The sequence below is a fragment of the Aurantimonas sp. NFXS3 genome (assembly GCF_049132005.1).
Lineage (GTDB): Bacteria > Pseudomonadota > Alphaproteobacteria > Rhizobiales > Rhizobiaceae > Aurantimonas > Aurantimonas coralicida.
The window spans coordinates 455,993-481,638 of record NZ_JAGDDZ010000001.1; the positions used below are offsets into that span (position 1 = coordinate 455,993).

Sequence of the window (25,646 nt, forward strand, 5' to 3'; positions counted from 1 at the left end):
CGAGCCCCGTTCCAGCTTGGCTCGCTAAACGAGATCAATGCGCGGTCCCCTTTATCAGCCTCTCGGTCTCGACCTCGACGACGGCGTGATCCGGCGGCGCCGGCTGTCGGGCGCGACCATTGGGTTCGCCTGCGCGGCGACGACGATCATTGCCGGCTCCGCCGCCATCGCCCTGTTCGGCCAACCCGAACCGCGGATGGTGGATCGCTTTGCCGTCGCGGCATCGTCTGAACCTGCCCCGACCGTCGTTGCTGCGCGCCCGGCGCCTGTCGTGCGCGAACAGCTCCCTGTAGTGATTTCCGGCTCGGATACCGCACCGCCACCGCGTGGCGGTGTCGGCTTTCGCGTCGAGGATCCGCAGTCGCTCCGTCAGAACCCCAGTACCGCCCACATGCCCGACGATGCGCTCATCGAAGACAGCGCCTATGGGCCGCTGCCCGCGCGCGCGCCGGACGGGCGGCGCCCCTACGATGTCTACGCCGGGGCCTGGAGCGGAAAGCCCGGAACGCGCATTGCCATCGTCGTGGGTGGCCTTGGCATCAGCCAGACGGGGACGATGAACGCCATCGAGTCGCTGCCGCCCGGAGTGACATTCGGCTTTTCGCCATCCGGCAACAGTCTCGATCGGTGGATGCAGGAGGCCCGTCGCAGCGGCCATGAGCTGGTTCTGCAGGTGCCACTGGAGCCTGTCGGCTATCCGCAGGTCGATCCGGGCGAGGACACGCTCACTGTCGACGATGCCGCTGCCGGCGACCTGAGCGCGCTCCACGCCTCTCTTGCGACCATCACCAACTATGTCGGCATCATGAATTACATGGGTGGGCGCTTCGTCGCCGAGCCCGCCGCCATGGAGCCGTTGATCGCCGAACTCGGCCGGCGTGGCCTGATGTTCTTCGACGACGCGTCGTCCCTGCGTTCGGTGGCGGCCGACACCGCGCAACTGCAGAGCGTGCCCGCGGCGGTGTCGGACCTGTCGATCGACCGATCGCAGGATCCGGCGGATATCCGCAGTCAGCTCGACACGCTGGAGCGGATCGCCCGCGCCGAAGGGACCGCGATCGGCGTTGCGTCGGCCTTTGATGTCAGTGTCGCCACCATTGCGAAGTGGATCGGCGAGGCACGCGGACGCGGGATCGAGATCGTGCCCCTGTCGGCCCTCGCCAACGATCCCGAGCGTCGCTGACGCGGTTGATTCGACTGCCTGCGGTGAGTGGCACTCACGGGTTCGTCGCACGGCTCGGCTCGGCTCCCCTTGTTCGCATGGCACCCTGCCCGATAATCGCAGGGGAGGGGAGCGATGGCTCCCGCCAAACGAACACTGGTGAACGATGAAGCCTATCGAATTCGAGAACCTGCCCTACCGACCCTGCGTCGGGATCATGGTGCTGAACAAGGAAGGGCTCGTCTGGGTTGGCCGGCGGTTGATCGAGGACCAAGGCGAGATGTCCGGCGCGTCGCAACTGTGGCAGATGCCCCAAGGGGGCATCGACAAGGACGAGGAGCCCCTGCCAGCGGCGAAACGCGAACTCTTCGAGGAAACGGGCATGCGATCGGTCTCGCTGCTCCATGAGGCTCCGGACTGGATCGACTACGATCTGCCGCCCCAGCTCGTGGGCGTCGCGTTCAAGGGGCGCTATCGCGGCCAGACCCAGCGCTGGTTCGCATTCCGCTTCGAAGGCCACGAAAGCGAGATCTCCATCAATCCGCCGCCTGATGGGCACGCCGCCGAGTTCGACGACTGGGCCTGGAAGCCGGCAAGCGAGGTCTTCGAGCTGATCGTCCCCTTCAAGCGCGACGTATACGGCCGGGTCTTCGAGGCGTTCCGCGATTTCACCGCCTGAATCGGCTCGTGTGACCGGCGCCGTGGAAAGCGCGGGGCCGACACGCCATAAAAAAAGGCCGGCTGAGAGCCGGCCTTTGTCGATCAATTGGTCGTCGCCGTCAGACGCCGGCGGCGGTCCGAGCTTCGCGAAGCTGCGCGAGGGAATGCTGCGCCTTGGCCTTCGCCTCCGGGGTGACGGCGTCGGCGACATCCTCTTCCGCGTCGCGGATCTGGCCGTCGAGCTCGGCACTGTCGAGCTGGTCGACCGGGGTCGCACGCTCGGCCAGCAGGGTGAAGCCATTCTCGTTGACGTCAGCGAAGCCGCCGAGAACGAAGATCCGCTGTTCCGCGCCGCCTTCGAGAGTCGCAACGACGACACCCGGCTTCAACGTCGTCATGACCGGCGCATGATGCGCCATGACCGTGAAATAGCCTTCGGCGCCGGGCACGTTGACCGCCGTCACTGCTTCCGACAGGAGCAGCTGCTCGGGAGAGACGAGTTCGAACTGGAAGCTGTCAGCCATCTGTCGCTTGCCTGTCTGGCTCCGCACCGACAATGGCGGCAGAGCACTTCATGGAATGGGGAAAGCGGACGCTGCCCGCTTTCCTTCAGTTCGGTCGTTCAGGCTTACGCGGCTTCCGCAGCCAGGCGCTGAGCCTTCTCGACGGCCATCTCGATGGAGCCGACCATGTAGAAGGCGGCTTCCGGCAGATGATCGTATTCGCCGGCCACGAGGCCCTTGAACGACTTGATCGTGTCTTCCAGCGGAACCAGCTGGCCCGGCGCGCCGGTGAAGACTTCCGCGACGAAGAAGGGCTGCGACAGGAAGCGCTCGATCTTGCGGGCGCGGGCCACCGTCAGCTTGTCCTCTTCGGACAGCTCGTCCATGCCGAGAATGGCGATGATGTCCTGCAGCGACTTGTACTTCTGCAGGATTTCCTGGACGCGGCGGGCCACATCGTAATGCTCCTCACCGATGATCATCGGCGACAGCATGCGCGAGTTGGAGTCCAGCGGATCCACGGCCGGGTAGATGCCCTTTTCGGAGATGGCGCGGTTGAGAACCGTCGTCGCATCCAGATGGGCGAAGGACGTTGCCGGAGCCGGATCGGTCAGATCGTCGGCCGGCACGTAAATGGCCTGCACCGAGGTGATCGAACCCTTGTTGGTGGTCGTGATGCGCTCCTGCATCTGGCCCATGTCGGTCGCCAGCGTCGGCTGATAGCCCACGGCCGACGGAATACGACCGAGCAGCGCCGACACCTCGGAACCCGCCTGGGTGAAGCGGAAGATGTTGTCGACGAAGAACAGAACGTCCTGACCCTGGTCGCGGAAATGCTCGGCGATGGTCAGACCGGTCAGCGCGACGCGGGCGCGGGCACCGGGAGGCTCGTTCATCTGACCGTAGACCAGCGCAGCCTTCGAACCCTCGGCCGAACCGTTGTTCTCGTGCGGGTCCTTGTTCACGCCGGATTCGATCATCTCGTGGTAGAGATCGTTACCTTCGCGGGTGCGCTCGCCGACGCCGGCGAAGACGGAATAACCGCCGTGCGCCTTGGCGACGTTGTTGATCAGTTCCTGGATCAGAACGGTCTTGCCGACGCCGGCGCCGCCGAACAGGCCGATCTTGCCGCCGCGGGCATAGGGAGCCAGGAGGTCGATGACCTTGATGCCGGTGACCAGGATCTGGCTCTCCGGCGACTGTTCGATATAGGCCGGGGCTTCCTGGTGGATGCCGCGCTTGGATTCGTACTTGATCGGGCCGACTTCGTCGATCGGCTCGCCGATGACGTTCATGATGCGGCCGAGCGTACCGTCACCGACCGGCACCTCGATCGGGCCGCCGGTATCGGTGACCGGCTGGCCGCGAACCAGACCCTCGGTCAGATCCATGGCGATCGTGCGAACGGTGTTCTCGCCGAGATGCTGCGCGACCTCGAGCACCAGGCGGTTGCCATGGTTGTCGCACTCGAGAGCGTTCAGGATCGCCGGCAGGCCTTCGTCGAACTCCACGTCGACGACGGCGCCGATGACCTGGGCGACGCGGCCCGTCGAGCCGGTTGTGTTTGTGTTGTCAGCCATCGGTGGCCTCCTCTCAGATACCTAGAGCGCCTCGGCGCCCGAAATGATTTCGACCAGTTCCGTCGTGATCTGCGCCTGACGCTGCCGGTTGTAGGAGACCGACAGACGGTCGATCATGTCCCCGGCGTTGCGCGTGGCGTTGTCCATCGCCGACATCCGCGCACCCTGTTCGGATGCCGCGTTCTCCAGCAATGCATGCAGGACCTGAATCTTGATGTTGCGCGGGATGAGGTCCTCGAGGATCTCGCCCGGCTCAGGCTCGTACTCGTAGATCGTGGAGACGTTCTCTTCGGCGCCGGTATCGACCGATGCGGGAATCAGGCGCTGACGCGTCGGGATCTGCGTCACGACGTTCTGGAACGCGGAGTAGAACACCGAGCAGACGTCGAACTCGCCCTTTTCGTAGAGATCGATGATTGTCTGGCCGATCTCCTCGGCGTGCTCGAAGCCGACACGCTTGGCTTCGCGAAGGTCAGTGCGCTCGATGACCTTGGAGGCCAGATCGCGGCGCATCTGGTCCCAGCCCTTCTTGCCGACGACCATGAACTTCACGGTCTTGCCGGCCGCCTCCAGCTCGCGCTGATGCGAGCGGGCCAGCTTGACGATGGACGAGTTGAAACCGCCGCACAGGCCGCGATCAGCCGTGCAGACGACGAGCAGATGGACATCGTCCTTGCCGTTCCCGACCATCAACGGAGGACCATCGCCCTCCATGGCGCCGGAAATGTTGGCGAGGACCGCTGCCATGCGGTCGGCATAGGGCCGCGCGGCCTGCGCTGCCTCTTCCGCCCGGCGCAGCTTGGCCGCCGCGACCATCTGCATGGCCTTGGTGATCTTCTGCGTGGACTTCACCGACGCGATGCGGTTCCGCAGATCCTTCAGGGATGCCATGGCTTGGCGCTATCTCCCGCTGGCTTGGCTTCGCCCCAATGGGCGAAGCTCAGGCAGGTTTTCTGGCTCAGGCGAAGTTCTTGGCGAAGCTGTCGATCGCCGACTTCAGCTTGGCGCGGAGGTCGTCCGAGAGCGCCTTTTCGGTGGCGATCTGGTCGAGAACGGCCTTGTGCTCGCTGCGCAGCGAATTCAGCAGACCCTCTTCGAACTCGCCGACCTGGTCGACCCGGAGCTTGTCGAGATAGCCCTGGGTGCCGGCGAAGATCACCGCGACCTGCTCTTCGGTCTTCAGCGGCGAGAACTGCGGCTGCTTGAGCAGTTCCGTCAGGCGCGCACCGCGGTTGAGAAGACGTTGGGTTGCGGCATCGAGATCGGAGCCGAACTGCGCAAAGGCCGCCATCTCGCGGTACTGTGCGAGCTCGCCCTTGATCGAACCGGCAACCTGCTTCATCGCCTTGATCTGCGCCGACGAACCAACGCGCGACACCGAAAGGCCGACGTTCACTGCCGGGCGGACGCCCTGGAAGAACAGCGTGGTCTCGAGGAAGATCTGGCCGTCGGTGATCGAGATCACGTTGGTCGGAATGTAGGCCGACACGTCGCCGGCCTGGGTCTCGATGACCGGCAGTGCGGTGAGGGAACCTGCGCCCAGCTCGTCATTGAGCTTGGCGGCACGCTCCAGCAGGCGCGAATGCAGGTAGAAGACGTCGCCCGGATAGGCTTCGCGGCCCGGCGGGCGGCGCAGCAGCAGCGACATCTGGCGATAGGAGACGGCCTGCTTGGACAGATCGTCATAGGCGATCACGGCGTGCATCGCGTTGTCGCGGAAGAACTCGCCGATGGCACAGCCGGTGAACGGCGCGATGTACTGCATCGGTGCCGGGTCGGACGCGGTGGCGGCGATGACCACCGAATACTCCATCGCACCGCGCTCTTCGAGCGTGCGAACGAACTGCGCGACGGTCGAGCGCTTCTGGCCGACGGCGACGTAGATGCAGTAGAGCTTGTCGGCTTCGCGGTCTTCGTCATGCGCCGGTTTCTGGTTCAGGAAGGTGTCCAGAATGATGGCGGTTTTGCCGGTCTGACGGTCACCGATGACGAGCTCGCGCTGGCCGCGGCCGATCGGGATCAGAGCGTCGATGGACTTGAGGCCCGTCGACATCGGCTCGTGCACGGATTTGCGCGGGATGATGCCCGGCGCCTTGACGTCGACGCGGCGGCGCTCGGTGGACTCGATCGGGCCCTTGCCGTCGATCGGGTTGCCGAGACCATCGACCACGCGGCCCAGAAGGCCCTTGCCGACCGGCACTTCCACGATGTTGCCGGTGCGCTTGACGGTGTCGCCTTCCTTGATGGCCCGGTCCGAGCCGAAGATGACGACGCCGACATTGTCGGCTTCAAGGTTCAGAGCCATGCCCTGAATGCCACCGGGGAACTCGACCATCTCGCCAGCCTGGCAGTTGTCGAGCCCGTAGACGCGGGCGATACCATCACCGACCGACAGAACCTGTCCGACTTCCGAGACTTCCGCCTCGGAACCGAAGTTCTTGATCTGGTCCTTGAGGATTGCGGAAATTTCCGCGGCGCGGATGTCCATCAGCCGACCTCTTTCAGTGCAAGCTTAAGCGAATTGAGTTTGGTGCGAAGCGAGGTGTCGACCTGGCGCGACCCGATCCGGACGATGAGTCCGCCGAGGATTGCCGGGTCGACGCTTTCGCGCATGGTCACGGTCTTGCCGGCGTAGGAGCCGACAGCCTCGGCGAGCTGACTGCGCTGCTCGTCGGTGAGGGGATGAGCACTGGTCACCTCCGCGGCGATCTCGCCGCGGTGATCGGCCGCCATCTTGCGGAAGCCGCGGACCATGCCCGGAAAAGCGAACAGGCGACGGTTGGCCGCCACGACGCGCAGGAAATTGCCGGTGAGCTCGCTCGGCTGGACCGACGCCATGACGGCATCGATCGCCCTGAGCTGCTCGCCCGACGTGAAGGCCGGGCTCTCAACCAGCCGCCGGAAGTCGGCGCTTTCGTCGATCAGTCCCTGAAAAGCGACGAGCTCGGACTCGACGGTTTCGACCGCGCCGTTGTCACGTGCGAGTTCGAAGAGGGACTGGGCGTAGCGGTCTGCGACCCCCGAAACGGGAGAGGATGATTGTGCCACGGACGACCGTTTCTCTTTCGCGTTCCGTTCAAGCTGTTCGTTGCGCCCCGAAGCGAGATCGCCCCAAAATCTTGAAACCGTTAATTGAATACCGGGAGGCGCGCGAGCAAGTCACGCCGTCCTTCCGAAGACAGGGGACCCTCTAGCATAGGGTTTTCCCGGCGACAACTTGGCTTCGGTGCGGTTTGGGCCGCAAATTCGCGCATTCCGGCGTCAGTTGGGGATGAAGCCGAAAACCGGCGCCAGCGCTGCCCCAGCCAGTGCCAGCGCGACGAGCAGGAACACCCAGTTGAACAGGGTGGCGCCGCGGTCGGACAGGATCGATACAAAGCGGCCGAAGCCGGTGAACAGCCAGCCGGCGCCCAGCGCCATCTGAACGAAGGGCTGATTGTAGAAGGCCACCGTGACGATCCCGACGCCCAGCCAGAAGCCGGCGATCGTCGCGCGTGATTCTGCCAGTGCTTCCGGATGGGTCTGACGTGTCTCCAGCCGCAGAAATCGCAGCGTGATTCGTGGCGCAAAGAGTGCGACCAGGCCCATGAGGATGGTGATGCAGGCGGCCCCGAAGGGCAGCATGTCGGCGTTGGTCTGCGGCAGGGCGAAGTCCATCGGGGCTCCATTGGCGGGATCGGCTGGCCCGCGGCCTTATAGAGGCGCACCCGCCAAGGTGAAAGGGCCGTCAAGAGCCGGTGCAGAGGACCCTGGATAAGGCCGGTGAGTGCTCTCAGGCGAAGAGGCCGTTCAGCCGTTTCCACGTCGGTGCGACGACATAGCCGATCACGGGAATCAATGCCCCGCCAGTCACCAGGCCGACGATGCCGGCGCCGGTGGCGGAGACGATCCAGTGGACGGCACCGGTGAGGACCGGAACCGCGTGGGCAGCGACTTCCGCCAGATGTTCGATCGTGTGGCCGATCCACGGCGCGCCATAGCCTTCGAGCCCATGCACGATGATGCCACCGCCGACCCAGATCATCGCAGCGGTCCCGACGACCGTCAGGGCCTTGAGGAAGAACGGCATGCCAACCACGAGGCCACGACCGATGCCGCGCAAGAGACTGCCGAAGATCGATTCCGACTGGTTGCCCGCCAGCGCGACGCCGACGTCGTCGGCCTTCACGATGATCGCGACGCTGCCATAGACGACGGCGGTGATCCCGATGCCGACGAGTGCGAGAACGGCAACTTGAGTCCAGAAGCCGCCGACCTCGAGGCCGGAGAGGGTGATCGCCATGATTTCGGCGGAGAGAATGAAGTCGGTCTTGATGGCACTGGTGACCTTGCGGTCCTCCAGCGTCTTCGCGTTCACGGCCTTGCCGATTTCTTCCTCGTGAGCGTGGGCCCTGTGCGGGAACAGGGCCTCATAGACCTTCTCTGCCCCCTCATAGGACAGATAGAGGCCGCCGAGCATGAGCAGCGGGGTGATCGCCCAGGGGGCGAAGTAGCTGAGCGCCAGGGCGATCGGCAGCAGGAAGATCAGCTTGTTCTTTAGCGAACCGACGGCGATCTTGCCGACGATCGGCAGTTCGCGCTCTGCAGCGAAACCGGTGACGTAGCGCGGGGTGACGGCCGCATCGTCGATGACAACGCCGGCGGCCTTGGTGCCGGCCTTGGCCGCCTGACCCGCCACGTCATCCAGCGAGGCTGCGGCCACCTTGGCTAGACCCGCAAGGTCATCGAGCAGCGCGATCAGTCCAATACTCACGTCATCTGCCTCATAGCCGAATCAATATCCAAGCGCGTGAAGCCGATCGGCCGTGGCGCGAAGCCGCAAAGCTGGCGCGCTCCATGGAAAGGTCCAGTGGTGGGGTCCAGGTCGGCGCGGTCCCGTTAGCTCCGGCACTCGCCGACGATCTCGACCTGTTCCTTCTTGTCACCCCAGTACACGGTCATGCTTCCCTCGAATTCCGGGGTCTCGTTGGCCCGGTCGCGGACGACGCTGATGACGAGATTGACGTTGATCCGCGGTTCGCCGGCCGATCGCCAGACGGTGACCACGGCTCCATCCTTGGTCGCGGCGGTCCGGCCCTTCTCGAGTTCACGCACGAGACCGTTGGCCATGACATAGCCGCGTTCGAGACCGGCCTGGCTGCCATCGACCATGGTGAGGAAGACGAAAGGCGCCGGCGCACCCTCCAGCGTGTCTTCCCCATGACGGTTCGGGTCGGTGAAGGTGCAGCGGCTGGTCAGCGGAAACCAGTGCATCAGGCCGAGGACCAGAACGCGTGGCGTCTCAGTGGCATTCAGCGACGGCGTCTGTCCGGGCTTCGGCGGAGCAAAGGGCGATGTCTCGAGGCGAACAGCGTTTTCGGAAGATGCGTCCTGCGCCAGTGCGGGCACGCAAGCCGGCAGACCGATCGCGCATGCCATCGCTACCGCCATGATCTTCTTCGTGCCACCATCCCGCATGCGCATCGTTCTCTCCCTCATGCCCGCTCGTCCTTCCACTTGTCCTATAGAAAGCTTTGCGGGTCCACGTCGACCTGCATCTGTACCGATCCCCGCGGGCGGGGAGCGGCAGCGATCAGGGCCCGCAGGAACCCCTGGATATGCGCCTTGCGTGGCGCGTGGACGAGGAGCCGGAACCGGTGACGGCCGCGCAGCACGGCCAAGGGCGCTTCCGCCGGTCCCAGAACCTCGATCGCGGAATCCTGAGGCGCGGCGCGGCGCAGTTCCCGGCCGTATTCTTCCGCTTCCCTGCGGCTGTTCGCCGACACGATGATGCTGGCGAGCCGTCCGAAGGGGGGAAGGCTTGTGCGTTCACGCTCGTTGACCTCGCGCTCGTAGAACCGCTTCGCGTCGCCCGAAGCGATCGCCTGCATCACCGGGTGTTCGGGCTGCCAGGTCTGGATCATGCCGCGGCTGGCGCGCCCGCCGCTGCGTCCGGCTCGGCCCGTTACCTGATGGAGGAGCTGGAAGGTACGCTCGGCGGCACGCGGGTCGCCATTGGCGAGCCCCAGATCGGCGTCGATCGCCCCAACGAGCGTCATCATCGGGAAATGGTGACCCTTGGCGACGAGTTGGGTGCCGATGACGATGTCGGCCTCCCCATCGGCGATGGCGTCGAGTTCGCGGCGAAGGCGCCTTGCGCCGCCGGGCAGGTCCGAGGACAGGAGGATCGTCCGGGCGTCCGGAAAATCGGTGAGCATTTCTTCGGCGATGCGTTCCACCCCCGGGCCGCAGGCAACCAGATGATCGAGCGTCCCGCATTCCGGGCAGGCCTCGGGCCGGGGCACTGCGAAACCGCAATGGTGGCACTGCAACTGACCGCGCAGGCGATGGTCGACGAGCCAGGTCGAGCAGTCGGGGCACTGGAACCGATGGCCGCAGACCCGGCACAGTGTCAACGGCGCATAACCGCGTCGATTGAGGAACAGCAGCGCCTGCTCGCCCTTGGCGACGGTTTCCGCGATCGCAGTGGCGAGCACCGGGGAGACGAAGCGGCCCCTGGCCGGGGGGGCGCTACGCATGTCAATCAGCGAAAGGTCCGGCATCGCGGCCTCGGCGAAGCGGCCGGTGAGGCGCACATGACCGTAGCGTCCGGACGCCGCGTTGACGCGCGTCTCCACCGATGGTGTCGCGGAGGCGAGAATGATCGGAAATGCGCCGATCGAGGCGCGAACCACCGCCATGTCGCGGGCGTGATAGAAGGTTCGATCTTCCTGCTTGTAGGCCGGATCATGCTCTTCATCGACGATGATGAGGCCGAGATCGTTGAACGGCAGGAACAATGCCGAGCGTGCGCCGGCGACGATGCGGACCCGGCCCTCGGCGATCTGGCGCCAGACCTTCTCGCGCTGGCGCGGCGGGACGTCGGAATGCCACTCCGCCGGCGGAGCTCCGAAGCGGGCATGGAACCGGTCGATGAAGCTCTGGGTCAGGGCGATCTCCGGAAGCAGGATCAGCACCTGGCGGCCCTTTTCCAACGCCGCGGCGACAGCCTCGAAATAGACCTCGGTCTTGCCCGAACCGGTAACGCCCTCCAGCAGCGTCGCGGTGAAGCCATCGACGGCGACCGTTGCCGCCAGCGCATCAGCGGCCGCTCTCTGGTCCTCGTTCAAGTTGGCACGGCCATAGGTCGTGTCGGGTTCTGCGACGGCAGGGGGCGGAGGCAGGCGGACGCGCTCGAACACGCCCTGCTTGATCAGCCCGTCCACCACCGACGTGGTGACCCCCGCGGCATGAGCCAGGCCGAGCCGTGCCCAGGTCGGGGCTTCGGCTGCCGTCGCCAGAACCCGCTCGCGCGCCTCGGTCAGGCGGCTTGGTGGTGTGTCGGTGAGAGCGATGCCGTCGATCCATGGCTCAGGATCGAAGGCCGCAGGTGCGCGCAGGGCCATGCGGGCCACGAGGCCGGGGGGCGACAGCGTATAATCCGCGACCCAGTCGATGAACCGGCGCATGGTGTGGTCGAGGGGAGGGCAATCGAACACCTTGGTAATCGACCGCAGCTTGCGCGGATCGACATCGTCGGTGACCCCATCCCAGACGACGCCCGCGACCTGCCTCGGCCCGAGAGGCACCTGGACGATCGACCCGGGCTGGACGGACATGCCGTCCGGCACCGCATAGGAGTACGGCCGATTGCCCGGCAGCGGGACAAGAACCGGCACCGTGGTCGTCGCAAAGAGCTGGCCGGTCTGATTCAAATGACTGCGTCCGGTCGTAAGAACTTGGGTGGGCGGGGCTGCGAGGTTTCGAATCGCTGCGGCCGCGGGCCAGTCTATGCAGGTGGGAGGCCCCTCGAAAGGAAAGCCGCGCTCGCAGGGCGGCGCCACGTCTCAACTGGCGGCGGATACGGTGATCTGCAAGTCCGCCCGGCATGTTCTCGGCCGACCGCCGGCCCCTATATGAAGAGAAGAAGCCGGTCGCATGTAGCGCGAACCGGGGCCGGGCTGTTATGCATCCCGCGAATGATCACCGAGCCGAATGAGGGCGCCATGAAATTCTTTGTCGATACTGCCGATCTTTCCGAGATCAAGGACCTGTCCGAAACGGGTCTGATCGACGGAGTGACCACCAATCCGTCGCTGATCATGAAGGCCGACCGGCCGATGAAGGATATCATCGCCGAGATCTGCGAGATCGTCGACGGTCCGGTATCCGCCGAGGTCACCGCGGTCGAGACCGACGAAATGATCCGCGAGGGCAAGCTCCTTGCCGGCATCGCGGAGAATGTCTGCATCAAGCTGCCGCTGACGCTCGCCGGGCTCAAGGCGTGCAAGGAGCTGACCGACGAGGGTTTCCAGACCAATGTCACGCTGTGCTTCTCGGCGGTGCAGGCGCTGCTCGCCGCCAAGGCCGGTGCCACCTACATCTCGCCGTTCATCGGCCGGCTCGATGACATCAATATCGACGGCATGGGGCTGATCGCCGACATCCGGCGGATCTACGACAATTACGGTTTCGAGACCGAGATCCTCGCAGCCTCGATCCGGACATCGAACCATGTTCGTGAAGCCGCACTGCTCGGCGCCGACGTGGCGACCGTCCCGCCCGCGACCCTGAAGGGCCTCGTGAAGCATCCGCTGACCGACAAGGGTCTCGATGCCTTCCTGGCCGATTGGAAGAAGACCGGCCAGACGATCGCCTGATCCGAACACACAGGTCATCGATATGAGAAAGGGCGGTGTCGCAAGACACCGCCCTTTCGTGTTTCACGCTCACTCAGACGGCGCTTACGCCTGGAAATGGCTCTCCATGAAGTAGATGCCCTTGTCGAGGCCACGGCCGATCGCGGTGAGCAGGTCCTCGGTCAGCGGATCGCCGGCTTCCGAGGCTTCCTCGATGCCCTCCGCGACGGCCGCGCTCCACTTGGCGTAGCTCTCGGTCAGCCGCTTGAGGTGATCCTCGGACTTTACGAGGTCGAGCGGGTAGGGGTCGAGAAGCGAGTTCTCGGAGGCCGCCTGCACGGTGCCGTGGGCCTGGCCGCCGATCGCGGTCAGTCGCTCGGCGATGGTGTCGACATATTCCTCGGTCTCTTCGTGCAGATCGTCGAACAGCTCGTGGACGGCGATGAAGTTCATGCCCTTCACGTTCCAGTGGGCCTGCTTGGTCTGGTAGGTGATGTCGACGGCGGTCGCGAGGTGCGTCTGCAGGAGTTCGACCATCGATCCGCGGATGTTCTCCGAGATCGGGTTCATGGTCTTGTGCATCTTCGTCTTGGTGGTCTTGGCCATGGTGGCTCCTTGCGCTCAGGTCCCGCCGCCGCTCGCTGCGATGGGGGACGAAATGTGTTGTTCGCTTCGATAATCGATCCTGCCGATAACGGTTCCATCTGCGACCAACCGCCAAGGAGATTTCGCCCGTTCAAGATGCCGTTCGGCGGGCGCTCGCCCTTCCCAAAATCCGTTCGATGCCCAACTGCCGCGACGATGCGGGTCTTGCCCTGACGGCAACGACCCGAACGGATTCAACGGAGTATCAAAATGAAGACCATGCTCATCACTGGCGCCTCGACCGGGATCGGTGCCGCGACGGCGCGACGTGCTGTCGCGGCCGGCTATCGGGTCGCCCTTGCGGCCCGCTCGAAGGACAAGCTCGATGGTCTCGTCACCGAACTCGGCGAAGACAACGCGATGGCAGTTGCCTGCGACGTCAGCGATTACGCCGCGCAGCAGGCGATGACTGCGGCGGTGCTCGAGCGCTTCGCCAGCATCGACGTGGTGTTCGCGAATGCTGGGGTCGGTTCCAATTCGTCCGGCACGGCCAAGGGGGATGTCGAGGACTGGCACCGGATGGTGACCACCAATGTGCTCGGCGTCATGTACACGGTGAAGGCGACTCATGATGCCGTCGTCGCAGCAAAGGGGCATTACGTCCTCACCGGGTCGATCGCCGGCCGCAAGGTGCTTGCCGGGTCGATCTACGGCGCGACCAAATGGGCGATCACCGGCTACGGCCAGAACCTGCGCGAGGAACTGCGCGACGACGGGGTGAAGGTGACGCTGATCGAGCCCGGCATGGTCGACACGCCCTTCTTCGACCAGCGCAAACCCGACGCCATGCAGGCCGACGACGTCGCCGGTGCGGTCCTATACGCGATCTCGCAGCCGGAGAACGTGCTGACGGGCGAGATCTGGATCGAGCCGATGAAGCGCTGAGCAGCGCCGGGGCGGCGGACCGCTACTGGTCCGCCGATGCCGCGGTCGTCAGCTTGTCCAGCGCGCCCTGCATAGCCTTGATCGACGGATGGTCGGGTGCGAAGCCGTAGCGTTCGGCAAGCTCGGCCGGATCGACATAGCCAAGCATGGTGACGCCGTCCTCCTCCCAGACCAGTACCTTCTGGGGCAGGTCGATGGCGACGCGCCGGTTCTCGGCGATCAGCGGCGTGCCGAGCTTCGGATTGCCGAAGATGACCAGTGTCGTCGCCGGGATCCCGGTGTCGATGGTCGCGGCGTTGGCCTGGTGATCGACGGTCGCCATGACCTTTGCACCGGCCTTGTTTACCGCCGCGGTCAGGGCGGACACCGTGTCCGCCACCGACCTGGCACTCTGCTTCGTCACCCAGTCATCCGCCGCCCTAGCCGGCATGCTTATGACGAGCAGCGCGGCGGTGACGGTGGCGATTGCGCCGATGGGAGATCGCATGGGGCTCATCCTCTAGACGGGTGACAGGCTTGGCGCAGGTGGGCGATCAGCCCATGGCGTCCTTGATGCCCTGATAGGCCTTGTCGCCCCATACGTCCCGGACCCGGGCGTTGCGACCGCAGCTGAAGCGGTAGTACTTATATTTCAGCGCATTCTTCTTGTAGTAATCCTGGTGGTAGCCTTCAGCGGGCCAGAAGGTCGGGGCCGAGTTGATGGGGGTCACCACTTTCGGCAGATCCTTGGCGATGGCGGCCTTGGAGGCCTTGGCCTTCTGCACCTGGCTCTGATCGGTCGCGAAGATCGCCGTCGTATAGGCGTGGCCGCGGTCGCAGAACTGGCCGCCGGCGTCGGTCGGATCGACGGAATGCCAGAACACGTTGAGCAGCTGATCGTAGCTGACGCGCTTCGGATCGTAGGTGATCTTCACCGCTTCGACGTGGCCGGGGTGGTTCTGGTAAGTGGGGTTCTGGTTCTGCCCGCCGATATAGCCGGAGGTGGTGTCGAGGACGCCGGCGACGTGGTCGAAGTCGCTCTCGACACACCAGAAGCAACCACCGGCGAAGATCGCGGTCTCGGTGCTCTGGGCGGCGACGCCGCTCGGCATCAGGCTGGCGCCTGCCGCGAGGGCTGCGGCGGCGAGGCCCGCCAATGCGAATCCGGTTCGTCCTGCCATGGTCTCGTTCCCTTGCTGGTCTGGGGCCGCCGCCCGTGTCGGCACCATTGGTGCGCGATCGGAGGCTGCGGGCTCAACACAAGCTTCGGTGAGGCGGGGCGAATTGTTTCAGGCGGGACGACAAAAAGATCGGTGGGCGGTGTCGATGCGGCGAGATTTCCCCGCCGCATCGGAATCGCTGGACGGAAGGCTCAGCCGCCGTCGGCGGTGAAGCCGGCGGCCTCGATGCCGGCGGTGGCGGCGGCCTCGTCATTGTCGGAGGTGTCGCCGGTGATGCCGACGGCGCCGAGGATGACATTGCCTTCGCCGCGGATCAGGACGCCGCCCGGCACCGGCACCAGCACGCCCTTGGCCAGGGCGTTCATCGACTGGATGAAATAGGGCTGCTGCTCGGCCCGCTGCCAGATCGCCCGCGAGCCCATGCCCATGGCGATGGCGCCATTGGCCTTGCCGGTGGCGATGTCGGGGCGCATGCGGGCCGAGCCGTCGGCGCGCTCCAGCGCGATCAGCGCGCCGCCGGCGTCGAGAACGGCCACGGTCAGCGGCTTGAAGCCCTTGGCGGCGCCCATCTTCATGGCCTCGGCGATGATGATGCGGGCCTTGTCGAGTGTCAGCATGGTGTTTCCCTCCAAATGGATTGCGCCCGGCAGATAGCACAGGCGGGGAGGGAGTCACCTATTGGCGGAGGACGTGCCGCACGGGGCCGGGTGGTGGGTGAAGCGCACGCCGGCCTGGCCCGGACGGCTCCAGATCAACTCGACCTCGTGGGTGGTCCCCTCGGCGAGATCCTGCAGGAGGAAGATGCGCGGCAGATCGACATCGACGATGAATTGCAGCTTGGCGCCGCTGTCGGAGCGGTCGACCATGGCGCAATCGGCGATGATGGCGTTGCGCATGGAGAGGACGCGCTGGGGCCGCAGCCGCGTGCGCACCCGGCGGGCGCTGCGCTTGTCGCGACCCTGAAAGCCGGTCGCCTTGCCCCATCTGGCCAGCAAACTGCCCATAGCTCTCACCGCGTCTGTTCCTTGCAAGAGTATCGCCGGAATTCGTTAACCGGGCACAACCCGGCCGGTAGAATCCGGCGGAAAACCGCGTCCTGTGGTCGCAGCCGGCCGGCCGCTCGCCGGTGGCCGTTCCGGCTCAGGCGAAGCGGCGGGCGGCGTCGATCGCAAGGCCGAGGCCGACCGAGCCGAAGGCGTCGGACTGGGCGATGCGGGCGGCGGGAAAGCGGGCGGTGGCGGCGGCGCGGACGGCCGGCACCTGGGCACCGCCGCCAGTCAGGATCACCGTCTCGATCGCCTGCGGCCCGACCCCGGCCGTCGTCAGCGCGTCGTCGATGGCGCCGCCGATCCGGCCGACCAGCTCGGCGGAGGCGGCCTCGAACTCGGCGCGGGTGGCGGGCGCCTCCAGGAGCAGGCCGAGCTCCTGCAGCCGGATCGTGGTCGCATCGGTCTCGCTGAGGGCGATCTTGGCGGTCTCGACGGCGCCGGCGAGGCGATGGCCCGAGCGGTGGACGAGCAGATGCTCGAAGCGGGCGAGCTTCTCCGGCTCGGCGGCCTCGCGGGCGAGACCGCGAATGTCGCGCAGGATCTTGGCGGTATAGAGCGTGTTGACCCGGTGCCAGGTGGCCATGTCGTTGAAGTACCAGACCGGCATGCGGCGCTTGCCGTCGGCGGTGTGGCTGCCCATGCCGAGACCCGGCATGACCCGGGCCAGCGACAGCACCCGGTCGAAATCGGTGCCGCCGACATGAACGCCGGTCGAGGCGAGGATGTCGTCCAGCCGGTCGCCGGCGGCGGATTTCGCGCGCTCGGGCGACAGGCGCACCACCGAAAAGTCCGAGGTGCCGCCGCCGATGTCGACCACCAGGGCGAGCTGCTCGGCCTCGATCCGGCTCTCATAATAGAGCGCGGCGGCGACCGGCTCGAACTGGAACTCGATGTGGCTGAACCCCTCGGCGCGGGCGGCGGCGGCGAGCTGGTCCTCGGCGGTCTGGTCGGCGCCCGCATCGTCGTCGATGAAATGCACCGGCCGGCCGAGCACGACGCGGTCGATGGCGACGGCGTCCGGCCCGCCCTCGCTGCGGGCGGCCTCGGCCTCCAGCTTTCCGCGCAGATGTTTCAGGAAGCGGCCGATCAGCGCCTCGAAGCTCATGCGCTGGCGACCGATCGGGGTGGTCTCGGCCATCAGCGAGGTGCCGAGGATCGATTTCAGCGCTCGCATGAAGCGGCCCTCGGCGCCGTCGACATATTCGAAGATGGCGGCGCGTCCGAAATAGGTGCCGCCATCCTCGAGGCTGAAGAACAGCGCCGACGGGATGGTCGGGCTGTCCGCCTCGACCGGCACCAGCGCCGGCGCGCCGCCGGGCGCCGCAAGCGCCAGGGTGGAATTGGTGGTGCCGAAATCGAGGCCGGGGAAGCGGGGCATTGGTGAAACTCGCGGAAGGAATCGCCCGCGCGCCCGGAACGGGACGGGGCGCAGGCAAAGCAGTCGGGGCAGGGCGGGACGGCGAATCGGAAGCCGCGGTGTCTAGCCGATGCGCGGCCCAAGATGAAGGCGCGCGGACGCATTTCCGCGCCCGATCCGGGCCGGAGCCTGACTGGCCCGTCTCCCGCTGCGGCGGCCGGGGGCCGTTTCGGCGGGATCGTCTGGCCGCCCCGGGCTCCGCCATGGGGCGGGACGGGCGACGGCGCGCCGGAGGCGAACCCTCCGATGTCTTGGTCTTACGGTCCGCCTCCGGCGTGCCGCGCGGTGGGTGCCGGAAACGCGGGCGGGGTCTCGTCACCCGTCCGCCGCCGAACCATTCCCCCGCCGCCGCCGGCTTAAGCCGGGGCGAAGGGTTCCGGGAAGCTGCCGGCAGGAGCACGACCTCCCGCCCGGCAACGTGCCGCCTTCCCCGCAGAACGGAAGGCCGGCTCGGCCGTCACCGGCCCGGTTCCGCCGCTCCGGAGGCGACATGAACCGGCACCGCCCGCCAGGATTGCTCCCTTGGCCCCCGAACGATCCCGGTGATCATTCGCGCCCGTTTCGCGGGCCGGCGGTGAAAGGATGATGCGGGAGGTGGGGAGGGTGGGGAGAAGTTTTTTGTGGGGTAAGCCAACCGGATTATCAAATGCAGCACGTCCTTGCGTCTCCGGAGCCGCGTTTAGCGGGCGTGCAACGGCTCGTTGCAGTGATCTGCCTAGGCGAAGAAGGCTTAAGCGCTGCAAAGTGCCGATCTGGCAGATGCCATTGTCAAAGCGTAATCCAAATAAGTTCCGTAACTTCTCTGCAATTGGTAGCAACCTCTCGCCGAGAAATTTATACTTTATGAAGCTGGCTCTTTCCCGGAGCCCGGCGCTGAGTAAAGTGCAGCAAGTGGGCTAGTGGTCGTCGGCGGTACGGTTGAAAGCGACTTAAGCATTTCAGTCACTGCAGTCCCCACCAAGCCAAAGATGGCGATTGCGTCATCAGTGGATAGGATCACATCCGGATGTATAAGGGGATTGCGGAACCGGTTGGAGATTTCCCGCAGCAAAAAGAGAATATTCTCGTCGCCCTTCCCAGCCTGTTTCATCGCATTCACGTACACAGCGATGTTGCGAACTTTCGGCGGCGCTTTACCGCTTACCTCTTGAGCGTAGTATCTCCTAAGGACGGTTTCTAGAACGCGGAAAACATGAAACCCCGCAGCTGTCGAATTCTCGTACGCGAGACACTTGCCAGCCTCACGTGCGTCAAATATCGCATCAGGAACTTTAACTCCCAGATCATTAGGGAACATGGTTTCCCCATTGATCAGAAGAGACCATGAGTCGTAGGCGCCCTTTTGAGACACGAAATATGCGTGAATTATAGCGAGTTCTGACAATAGTGTTACTTTATACTGTTCGAATGATGTTTTAAGTGCAAGCATCTCTAAATGCGTAATCATTCGTTCGAGATCTGGATCGCTGGTTATGGAATGAAGCCGGTTGAATAGGTCTTGCGACCAACCGTACGAAACGCGAAGGTGTGGGGCGTAGAACGTGTTTGTATATAGTTCTTGAATAGCGTTCTGGGCCGTCAGTGCAGGAAGCTGAATAATTCGATATGGTGTCTCTTGAACAGTCAGGGCGCCGAGTGGTTCGATACGAGTTGCTAAATTGTAAATGTAGCTAAGAGAAATTCTGATCATGATCCGCCTCTCAGATTAATATTACGGCATGGTGGGTTGTTATTGATCGATATTATTTGGTGGATAGTATGATATAGGGTTGCTGTTCGGAATATACTCATCCGCAACTACGAAGTTGCATGATGAATTGCCTAGATCTTGAATGAAGAGATCCAGATATACAATGCGTATAGCCGGGCAAATGGGTGCCCCAGTAATGCGCCTCCAGTTGCGCCCTCGCTCCATCCATACGAATCTTGAAGGCGAACAGACGACCTCTTGAGGTTTCGGACGGTCCGCAACCACCCTAAGCACCTGTTTCATTTGGTGGCTCTGGTACCGGGACCCGCAAATCAACCCTTAACGAAGACGATCAGCACGACGAGCGCGGTGATCCAGACGAACAGTCCGAACCAGCCCGCCATGTTGGACTCGACCAGTATGCTGCCATCGGTTTCGCGTCGGAAGCCGAACCAGTTGAAGCCACCCTCGCTGCTGCGGAGCGTCTGGACCCTGAGCTTGTCGAAACTCAGGGCGGGCAGGAGGTATCGAGCGGTGGTGTAGCCGACGACGTCGCCGATCATGTCGAACACGGTTGGGTATCCTCATCGCTGGCCGGCAGGCTGGTGCGTTGTCGCCATGGTTCGACAGGCTCACCATGAGGGTGCAGGGGGCGGCGGATCGTTGCGTCAGTCAAGCGTGGCGGGTGGCTGTCGGCGGAGGTCCGGGCCGGTGCGGGTGGCGGCGAGGGTGGGGAGGCAGTGGTAGCGCCGGGCGATCAGCGCTTCCTTCTTGGCGCGGGTCCAGCCCTTGATCTGCTGCTCGCGGGCGATGGCGTCGAGCATGCGATCGTAGGTTTCGGTAAAGACCAGGACGACGGGGCAGCGTTTGCGCGTGTAGCCGTCATAGAGGCCTTCATTGTGCTCCCACAGCCGGGCTTCGACCGGCTGTTTCGTGAGGCCGGTGTAGTAGGAGCCGTCGACGCAGCGCAGGATGTAGACCGTGGCTTCGAGCGGCATGGGCTGGTCCCGGTCTGGTGGCGGGGTGCGGCCTTCGGTGGGCTGATCCTTGGACAGGCTCATCCTTCGACAGGCTCACCCTTCGACAGGCTCAGGATGAGGGATCTGGCGGGGCGAGGCAATCGGGATCTGGGCGGTGGTGCGTCACCCTCGTGGTACGACAGGCTCACCATGAGGGTGAAGGGGATGGCGTGCCGGCTCTAGCGGCCTGCGCGGTTCGCGTCTGGACGATAGACGAGGAGCCGGGAAGCCGAAGGTGCTGCCAGCGTGCCAGCGAGCCAGAGTGCCGGTGTGGTTGGGAGCTTGGGAGCCTGGAAGCGGCAGCACCTGGCATCTAGACGCGGCGGTTCAGGAACCCCTCATGGTGAGCCTGTCGAACCACGAGGGGTGCCCGGCGTCTCAGCTCGCCGTCTTCAGGGCGGCTATGAAGGCTTCATGCGGCTGGCGGCGGTATCGTACAACGTTCAGGCCGCAACATCACGCGTCGCTCTGCCAGTCCTCGTGGGCGTGGCGGATGCGCAATATGATGATGTCGCCGTCTTCGACGAGGTAGACGACGAGATGCGCCTTGAAGGGATGGATTCGGACCGGCGGGGAGATTTCCTGACGCTCACGGGCCATTCGGGGACTGGCGGCGAGCAGCGCAAAACGCGCGAACAGTTCGTCGTGATAGCGGCGCGCCTGCCGGTGGCCGAAGAGACGGATGCCGGCTTCGGCGATCGCGACGAGGTCGTCTTCCGCCGCACGCGTCAGCCGAAAGCCCATGCTCAGTCCGGTCGGTCGGCGCGCGCCTCGGCTTCGGCGAACAGGGCATCGGGGGAGCGGTTGCCGATCCCGCTGGCGAGGGCCTCGTCGACCCTGCACTGCATCGCCGCGATCGCGTCCCGGCGCTGCTTTTCCCTGTCGATGAGATCGCGCACGAAGTCGCCAGCGTCGGCATAGTGGCCGGATTTGGCCTGGTCCTCCACCCATTGCTTCATGGGATCAGACAGGGACAGTTTCACCGACGCCATCGCATCTCTCCATGCCCCGCATCTGGGAGGGACGGGCGCGATCTGTCAATCCGGTCGCCCGGCTGCCTGGCCGCGACCGGTGCCAGTGATGCGCCGCCCTAGCTGTCCATCTTCAAAGCGGCGATGAAGGCTTCCTGGGGGATGTCGACCTTGCCGAACTGGCGCATGCGCTTCTTGCCCTCTTTCTGCTTGTCGAGGAGCTTGCGCTTTCTTGAGGCGTCGCCGCCGTAGCATTTGGCGGTGACGTCCTTGCGCAGGGCCGAGATGGTCTCGCGGGCGATCACCTTGCCGCCGATCGCCGCCTGGATCGGGATCTTGAAGAGGTGGTTGGGGATCAGCTCCTTCAGCTTCTCGCACATGCCGCGGCCGCGGCGCTCGGCCTGGCTGCGGTGGACGAGCATGGAGAGCGCGTCGACCGGCTCGCCATTGACCATGATCGACATCTTGACGAGGTCGCCCTCGCGGTAGTCGGCCATGTGGTAGTCGAAGGAGGCGTAGCCCTTGGAGATGGATTTCAGCCGGTCGTAGAAGTCGAAGACCACCTCGTTGAGCGGCAGCTCGTAGGAGACCATGGCGCGCTTGCCGACATAGGAGAGGTCGGTCTGGTTGCCGCGCCGCTCCTGGCACAGCTGCAGGATGTTGCCGAGATAGTCGTCGGGGGTGAGGATCGTGGCCTTGATCCACGGCTCGTGGATCTCGGCGACCTTCATCACGTCCGGCATGTCGGCCGGGTTGTGCAGCTGGATGGTCGAGCCGTCGGTGAGCTTGATGTCGTAGACGACCGAGGGTGCGGTGGCGATGAGGTCGAGGTCGAACTCGCGCGACAGGCGCTCCTGGACGATCTCCAGATGCAGAAGGCCGAGGAAGCCGCAGCGGAAGCCGAAACCCAGCGCAGCGCTGGATTCCATCTCGTAGGAGAAGCTGGCGTCGTTGAGCCGCAGCTTGCCCATGGCGGCGCGCAGCTCGTCGAAATCGGAGGCGTCGACCGGGAACAGGCCGCAGAAGACGACGGGCTGGGCCGGCTTGAAGCCCGGCAGCATGGACGTCGTCTGGCGCTTGTCGTCGGTGATCGTGTCGCCGACGCGGGTGTCGGCGACTTCCTTGATCGAGGCGGTGATGAAGCCGAGCTCGCCGGGGCCGAGCGCCTCGACCTGGACCATGGCGGGGGTGAAGACGCCGACCCGGTCGACCGGGTAGCGGGCGTCGGTGCCCATCATGCGGATGGTCTGGCCCTTCTTCAGCTCGCCGTCGATGATGCGCACGAGGACGATGACGCCGAGATAGGCGTCGTACCAGCTGTCGACCAGCATCGCCTTGAGCGGCGCCTTGCGGTCGCCCTCGGTGGGGGCGGGCAGGCGGTGGACGATGGCCTCCAGCACGTCCTCGATGCCGAGGCCGGATTTCGCCGAGATCATCACCGCGTCGGAGGCGTCGAGGCCGATGACCTCCTCGATCTGCTCCTTGACCTTGTCGGGCTCGGCGGCCGGCAGGTCGATCTTGTTGAGGACCGGGACGATCTCGAGATTGGCGTCGAGGGCGAGATAGACATTGGCCAGCGTCTGCGCCTCGACGCCCTGCGCCGCGTCGACGACCAGCAGCGCGCCCTCGCAGGCGGCCAGCGAGCGCGACACCTCGTAGGCGAAGTCGACATGGCCGGGCGTGTCGATGAGGTTGAGGACGTAGGTCTCGCCGTTCTTCGCCGTGTAGTGCAGGCGGACGGTCTGGGCCTTGATGGTGATGCCGCGCTCGCGCTCGATATCCATCGAGTCGAGGACCTGGGCCTTCATGTCGCGCAGTTCCAGCCCGCCGGTGGACTGGATCAGCCGGTCGGCAAGGGTCGATTTCCCGTGGTCGATATGGGCGACGATCGAGAAATTGCGGATGTGGTCGAGGGGCGTATTCGCGGGCATGGTGCTCATGTCGCGCGATATAGAGATTTGTAACGGTTCTTGGAAGCGCCGTTTCGCATGGACGGCCAGCGGGCGGGGATATGTGGCCGCGAAGGCGCGGCGGCGGACACCGAAAGTGCCGCCGCCGCCAAGCTCAGGATGGGGCGTTCAGCCTAGTCGCAGATGGTGACCGGGCCGACATCCACGCAGCCCCTGCGGCGATCCCGCCGCCGCCGACGCCGCCTGCGCCGCTCGCGCCGCCGCCGCCTGCGCAGGTCCCGCCGCCGTTCGCGCCGGTTCCGCCGCCGCCGACGCCGCCGCCGACGCCTGCGCCGCCGATCGTCGCGGCGCTGGGCGACCTCGTAGCTGCCATCGTCCTCCCCGTCGGGCAGGTCCGAATCCGGATCGGGCTCCGCCGCGTCGGCAGGGGCCGTCAGAATGACCGTCGGGGCGACGAGCGCCAGACCGCCGGCCACGCCGAGACCGATCAGGAACCGGCGGCGCGACGGCTCGACGGTGTCCTCATCGGGTGGACCGGCATCACGCCGTCCGGCTCCGTATTTCCAAAACATCCATTGCATGCTGTCCTCCAAGTCGACGCCGCATGGCGCCGCGCTGCCGGCTTCGAGCATGACCGGTGCGGCAATCCGGTCGGCCAGGCAGCCCTGCCAGAAAGAAAACATAGATGTATGAGAGATATGGTCCAGTCAAAAATGTCATATTCTGACGGATATGCTCGCAGCGGTGGCATTTTATTCCGCAGAGGAATGTTGGTGATTGCTGCAATGTTGTGTGGCGGAGCGTCGATTCTGGGCCGTCGCGCCGGCAATTGCGGCGTTCCGCGCCGTGCGGGCGGCGGCTGATGGGGCAGGAGATCGAGCGCAAGTTCCTGGTGGCGCATGACGGCTGGCGGGCGCTCGCCACGGGCTCGGCGCAGCTCGAGCAATTCTACCTGTTCAGCCGGGAGGGCGCGTCGGTACGGGTGCGGATCCGCGATGGCGGGGCGGCGCGGCTGACGATCAAGACCGGCCGGGACGGGCTGTCGCGCGGCGAGTTCGAATACGACATTCCGCTGCAGGACGCGGTGGAGCTGCGCGAGAGCCGGGTCGGCAAGCTGGTGGAGAAGACCCGCCATATCGTGCCGCTGGCGGGCGGCTGGCAGGTGGAGGTGGACGTCTTCGCCGGTGCGCTGGACGGGCTAGTGATGGCCGAGATCGAGCTGAAGACGATGGACGACGCGCCGCCGCTGCCGGATTTTCTCGGCCGCGAGGTGACGGGCGACGCGCGCTATTTCAACTCGCAGCTGGCGCTGGAGGGAATGCCGTCGGCGCCGGATTGACGCCGGGCCAGCTTGGCAGGCGGCAACCCGGCGCCATCTTGGCAAAGGCGCGGCCGGCGTGGTCGGTGCGCCGCAGATTCCAGTCGAAGGTGCAGATGCCATGGCCTACAAGCTCGACCCCGCCGCGCCGCTCGATGCCGAGTTCCGGCGCATCGCCGGCGAGCAGCTGCGCCGGGCGGAGCGGGTGCTGGTGGCGACCGACGGCGACCCGAATGCCGCCGTGCACGAGGCCCGCAAGCGGCTGAAGAAGCTGCGCGGGCTGACGCGGCTGGTCCGCGATGCGCGGCCGGCCTTCCATGCGAAGGAAAATGCCCGCTACCGCGACCTGGCGCGAAGCCTGTCGGGGGCACGCGACAGCGGCGCGCTGGTGGAGGCGCTCGACCGGCTCGCGGAGCATTACGGGGCAGAGGTGGCGCCGGCCGTCTTCGAGCATGTGCGCAGCGAACTGATGGCGCGGCGCGAGGCGGCGACGACGCGCGATCTCGGCCCGGCGATCGAGGCGGCGGCGCGCAGCCTCGGGGCGGCCCGCCACAAGCTCGACGGCTTCGTCATCGCCCCCAAGGACAGGGCGGGCGACGCGGCGACGATCATCGCCGAGGGCTTTGCCCGCACCCATGACCGTGCGCGGTCGGCGCTGGCGACGGCGCGCAAGGAGGGCGACGACGAGGCCCTTCACGAGCTGCGCAAGCGGGTCAAATATCACTGGATGCATCTGCGGCTGATCGCACCGCTGTGGCCGGACGCGATCGCGCCGCTGACCAAAGCCGCCAAGGCGGTCGCCGACGGGCTGGGCCTCGACCATGATTATTCCGTGATGCGCCAGGAGATCGCGGCGACGCCGGAGGCCTTCGGCACGCCGCGCGAACTGGCCGTCCTGGCGGCGCTGATCGATCGCCGGCAGGCGGAATTGCGCGTCGCTGCGCTCGATACGGCGCGGCGGCTCCTCGCCGACGATCTGGACGGCGTGAAGACGCGGGTGAAGCGGCTGTACCGGGCCGGGCCAGTTCGAGGGGCGAGCTAGCCCGGCGCGCCGGTCGC

Annotated in this window: 28 protein-coding genes; 6 read left to right on the top strand and 22 right to left on the bottom strand. The window is 65.5% G+C overall.

Annotated features, from left to right (window positions below):
• The first annotated feature begins 196 nt into the window (after nt 1-196).
• Nucleotides 197-1,183 (top strand): divergent polysaccharide deacetylase family protein, encoded by a 987-nt coding sequence (locus J3367_RS01975; protein WP_421460099.1) that lies wholly within the window; start codon nt 197-199, stop codon nt 1,181-1,183.
• Between the two features lie 145 nt (nt 1,184-1,328).
• Nucleotides 1,329-1,841 (top strand): RNA pyrophosphohydrolase, encoded by a 513-nt coding sequence (locus tag J3367_RS01980; protein ID WP_024348974.1) that lies wholly within the window; start codon nt 1,329-1,331, stop codon nt 1,839-1,841.
• Between the two features lie 100 nt (nt 1,842-1,941).
• On the opposite strand, the gene J3367_RS01985 is transcribed toward J3367_RS01980, so the two are convergent.
• From J3367_RS01985 to J3367_RS02025, 9 genes are all read right to left on the bottom strand, one after another.
• On the bottom strand, nt 1,942-2,346 hold the full coding sequence (locus J3367_RS01985) for a F0F1 ATP synthase subunit epsilon (protein ID WP_024348973.1): 405 nt from the start codon (nt 2,344-2,346) through the stop codon (nt 1,942-1,944).
• A 104-nt stretch (nt 2,347-2,450) separates the two neighbouring features.
• Nucleotides 2,451-3,905, bottom strand: a complete 1,455-nt coding sequence (gene atpD, locus J3367_RS01990) for a F0F1 ATP synthase subunit beta (protein ID WP_024348972.1) — start codon at nt 3,903-3,905, stop codon at nt 2,451-2,453.
• Between the two features lie 21 nt (nt 3,906-3,926).
• Entirely contained in the window at nt 3,927-4,796 is an 870-nt protein-coding gene (locus J3367_RS01995; RefSeq protein ID WP_024348971.1) for a F0F1 ATP synthase subunit gamma, read from the bottom strand.
• A gap of 67 nt (nt 4,797-4,863) precedes the next feature.
• Nucleotides 4,864-6,393, bottom strand: a complete 1,530-nt coding sequence (gene atpA / locus J3367_RS02000; protein ID WP_024348970.1) for a F0F1 ATP synthase subunit alpha — start codon at nt 6,391-6,393, stop codon at nt 4,864-4,866.
• Nucleotides 6,393-6,953: a F0F1 ATP synthase subunit delta gene (locus J3367_RS02005; RefSeq protein ID WP_009208616.1), complete on the bottom strand. Its 561-nt coding sequence runs from the start codon at nt 6,951-6,953 to the stop codon at nt 6,393-6,395. Before J3367_RS02005 ends, atpA begins: the two co-directional genes overlap by 1 nt.
• A gap of 213 nt (nt 6,954-7,166) precedes the next feature.
• The gene (locus J3367_RS02010) at nt 7,167-7,562 is read right to left on the bottom strand and encodes a DUF4345 family protein (protein ID WP_024348969.1); all 396 of its coding nucleotides are present in this window, start codon (nt 7,560-7,562) and stop codon (nt 7,167-7,169) included.
• Between the two features lie 115 nt (nt 7,563-7,677).
• Nucleotides 7,678-8,658 (bottom strand): DUF808 domain-containing protein, encoded by a 981-nt coding sequence (locus J3367_RS02015; protein ID WP_421460101.1) that lies wholly within the window; start codon nt 8,656-8,658, stop codon nt 7,678-7,680.
• A gap of 125 nt (nt 8,659-8,783) precedes the next feature.
• Nucleotides 8,784-9,383 carry a hypothetical protein gene (locus tag J3367_RS02020; protein ID WP_155898360.1) on the bottom strand — a complete coding sequence of 200 codons (600 nt, stop codon included), beginning with the start codon at nt 9,381-9,383 and terminating at the stop codon, nt 8,784-8,786.
• Nucleotides 9,384-9,406: 23 nt separating this feature from the next.
• Nucleotides 9,407-11,599 (bottom strand): primosomal protein N', encoded by a 2,193-nt coding sequence (locus J3367_RS02025; protein WP_024348966.1) that lies wholly within the window; start codon nt 11,597-11,599, stop codon nt 9,407-9,409.
• A gap of 291 nt (nt 11,600-11,890) precedes the next feature.
• Here J3367_RS02025 and fsa point away from each other — a divergent pair, with 291 nt between their 5' ends.
• The gene (gene fsa / locus J3367_RS02030; RefSeq protein ID WP_024348965.1) at nt 11,891-12,544 is read left to right on the top strand and encodes a fructose-6-phosphate aldolase; all 654 of its coding nucleotides are present in this window, start codon (nt 11,891-11,893) and stop codon (nt 12,542-12,544) included.
• An 84-nt stretch (nt 12,545-12,628) separates the two neighbouring features.
• On the opposite strand, the gene dps is transcribed toward fsa, so the two are convergent.
• Entirely contained in the window at nt 12,629-13,129 is a 501-nt protein-coding gene (gene dps / locus J3367_RS02035; RefSeq protein WP_035694428.1) for a DNA starvation/stationary phase protection protein Dps, read from the bottom strand.
• 249 nt (nt 13,130-13,378) lie between these two features.
• Here dps and J3367_RS02040 point away from each other — a divergent pair, with 249 nt between their 5' ends.
• The gene (locus tag J3367_RS02040; protein WP_024348963.1) at nt 13,379-14,053 is read left to right on the top strand and encodes an SDR family oxidoreductase; all 675 of its coding nucleotides are present in this window, start codon (nt 13,379-13,381) and stop codon (nt 14,051-14,053) included.
• Between the two features lie 22 nt (nt 14,054-14,075).
• Here J3367_RS02040 and J3367_RS02045 read toward each other — a convergent pair whose 3' ends face one another.
• From J3367_RS02045 to J3367_RS02100, 12 genes are all read right to left on the bottom strand, one after another.
• Nucleotides 14,076-14,540, bottom strand: a complete 465-nt coding sequence (locus J3367_RS02045; RefSeq protein WP_051141484.1) for a DUF302 domain-containing protein — start codon at nt 14,538-14,540, stop codon at nt 14,076-14,078.
• Nucleotides 14,541-14,586: 46 nt separating this feature from the next.
• Nucleotides 14,587-15,213, bottom strand: coding sequence for a peptide-methionine (S)-S-oxide reductase MsrA (gene msrA / locus J3367_RS02050; RefSeq protein ID WP_051141483.1), 627 nt, complete (start codon nt 15,211-15,213; stop codon nt 14,587-14,589).
• A 191-nt stretch (nt 15,214-15,404) separates the two neighbouring features.
• On the bottom strand, nt 15,405-15,830 hold the full coding sequence (locus J3367_RS02055) for a GlcG/HbpS family heme-binding protein (RefSeq protein ID WP_024348960.1): 426 nt from the start codon (nt 15,828-15,830) through the stop codon (nt 15,405-15,407).
• A gap of 54 nt (nt 15,831-15,884) precedes the next feature.
• On the bottom strand, nt 15,885-16,217 hold the full coding sequence (locus J3367_RS02060; protein WP_024348959.1) for a hypothetical protein: 333 nt from the start codon (nt 16,215-16,217) through the stop codon (nt 15,885-15,887).
• A 136-nt stretch (nt 16,218-16,353) separates the two neighbouring features.
• Nucleotides 16,354-17,640, bottom strand: coding sequence for an Hsp70 family protein (locus J3367_RS02065; protein WP_024348958.1), 1,287 nt, complete (start codon nt 17,638-17,640; stop codon nt 16,354-16,356).
• Nucleotides 17,641-18,520: 880 nt separating this feature from the next.
• Nucleotides 18,521-19,369: a hypothetical protein gene (locus J3367_RS02070; RefSeq protein ID WP_155898359.1), complete on the bottom strand. Its 849-nt coding sequence runs from the start codon at nt 19,367-19,369 to the stop codon at nt 18,521-18,523.
• 332 nt (nt 19,370-19,701) lie between these two features.
• Nucleotides 19,702-19,941: a hypothetical protein gene (locus tag J3367_RS02075; protein WP_421460105.1), complete on the bottom strand. Its 240-nt coding sequence runs from the start codon at nt 19,939-19,941 to the stop codon at nt 19,702-19,704.
• A 96-nt stretch (nt 19,942-20,037) separates the two neighbouring features.
• Nucleotides 20,038-20,367, bottom strand: coding sequence for a GIY-YIG nuclease family protein (locus tag J3367_RS02080; RefSeq protein WP_035694518.1), 330 nt, complete (start codon nt 20,365-20,367; stop codon nt 20,038-20,040).
• A 477-nt stretch (nt 20,368-20,844) separates the two neighbouring features.
• A complete protein-coding gene (locus tag J3367_RS02085) occupies nt 20,845-21,132 on the bottom strand; it encodes a type II toxin-antitoxin system RelE/ParE family toxin (RefSeq protein ID WP_024348955.1) in 288 nt (95 codons plus the stop codon).
• Nucleotides 21,133-21,134: 2 nt separating this feature from the next.
• Nucleotides 21,135-21,380: a ribbon-helix-helix domain-containing protein gene (locus tag J3367_RS02090; RefSeq protein WP_024348954.1), complete on the bottom strand. Its 246-nt coding sequence runs from the start codon at nt 21,378-21,380 to the stop codon at nt 21,135-21,137.
• Between the two features lie 98 nt (nt 21,381-21,478).
• Nucleotides 21,479-23,290 (bottom strand): translation elongation factor 4, encoded by a 1,812-nt coding sequence (gene lepA / locus J3367_RS02095; protein WP_024348953.1) that lies wholly within the window; start codon nt 23,288-23,290, stop codon nt 21,479-21,481.
• A 152-nt stretch (nt 23,291-23,442) separates the two neighbouring features.
• The gene (locus J3367_RS02100; protein WP_024348952.1) at nt 23,443-23,952 is read right to left on the bottom strand and encodes a hypothetical protein; all 510 of its coding nucleotides are present in this window, start codon (nt 23,950-23,952) and stop codon (nt 23,443-23,445) included.
• A gap of 179 nt (nt 23,953-24,131) precedes the next feature.
• Here J3367_RS02100 and J3367_RS02105 point away from each other — a divergent pair, with 179 nt between their 5' ends.
• A complete protein-coding gene (locus J3367_RS02105; RefSeq protein WP_024348951.1) occupies nt 24,132-24,608 on the top strand; it encodes a CYTH domain-containing protein in 477 nt (158 codons plus the stop codon).
• Nucleotides 24,609-24,708: 100 nt separating this feature from the next.
• Complete coding sequence (locus J3367_RS02110) at nt 24,709-25,629, top strand: CHAD domain-containing protein (RefSeq protein WP_024348950.1); 921 nt, start codon at nt 24,709-24,711, stop codon at nt 25,627-25,629.
• The last annotated feature ends 17 nt before the right edge of the window (nt 25,630-25,646 follow it).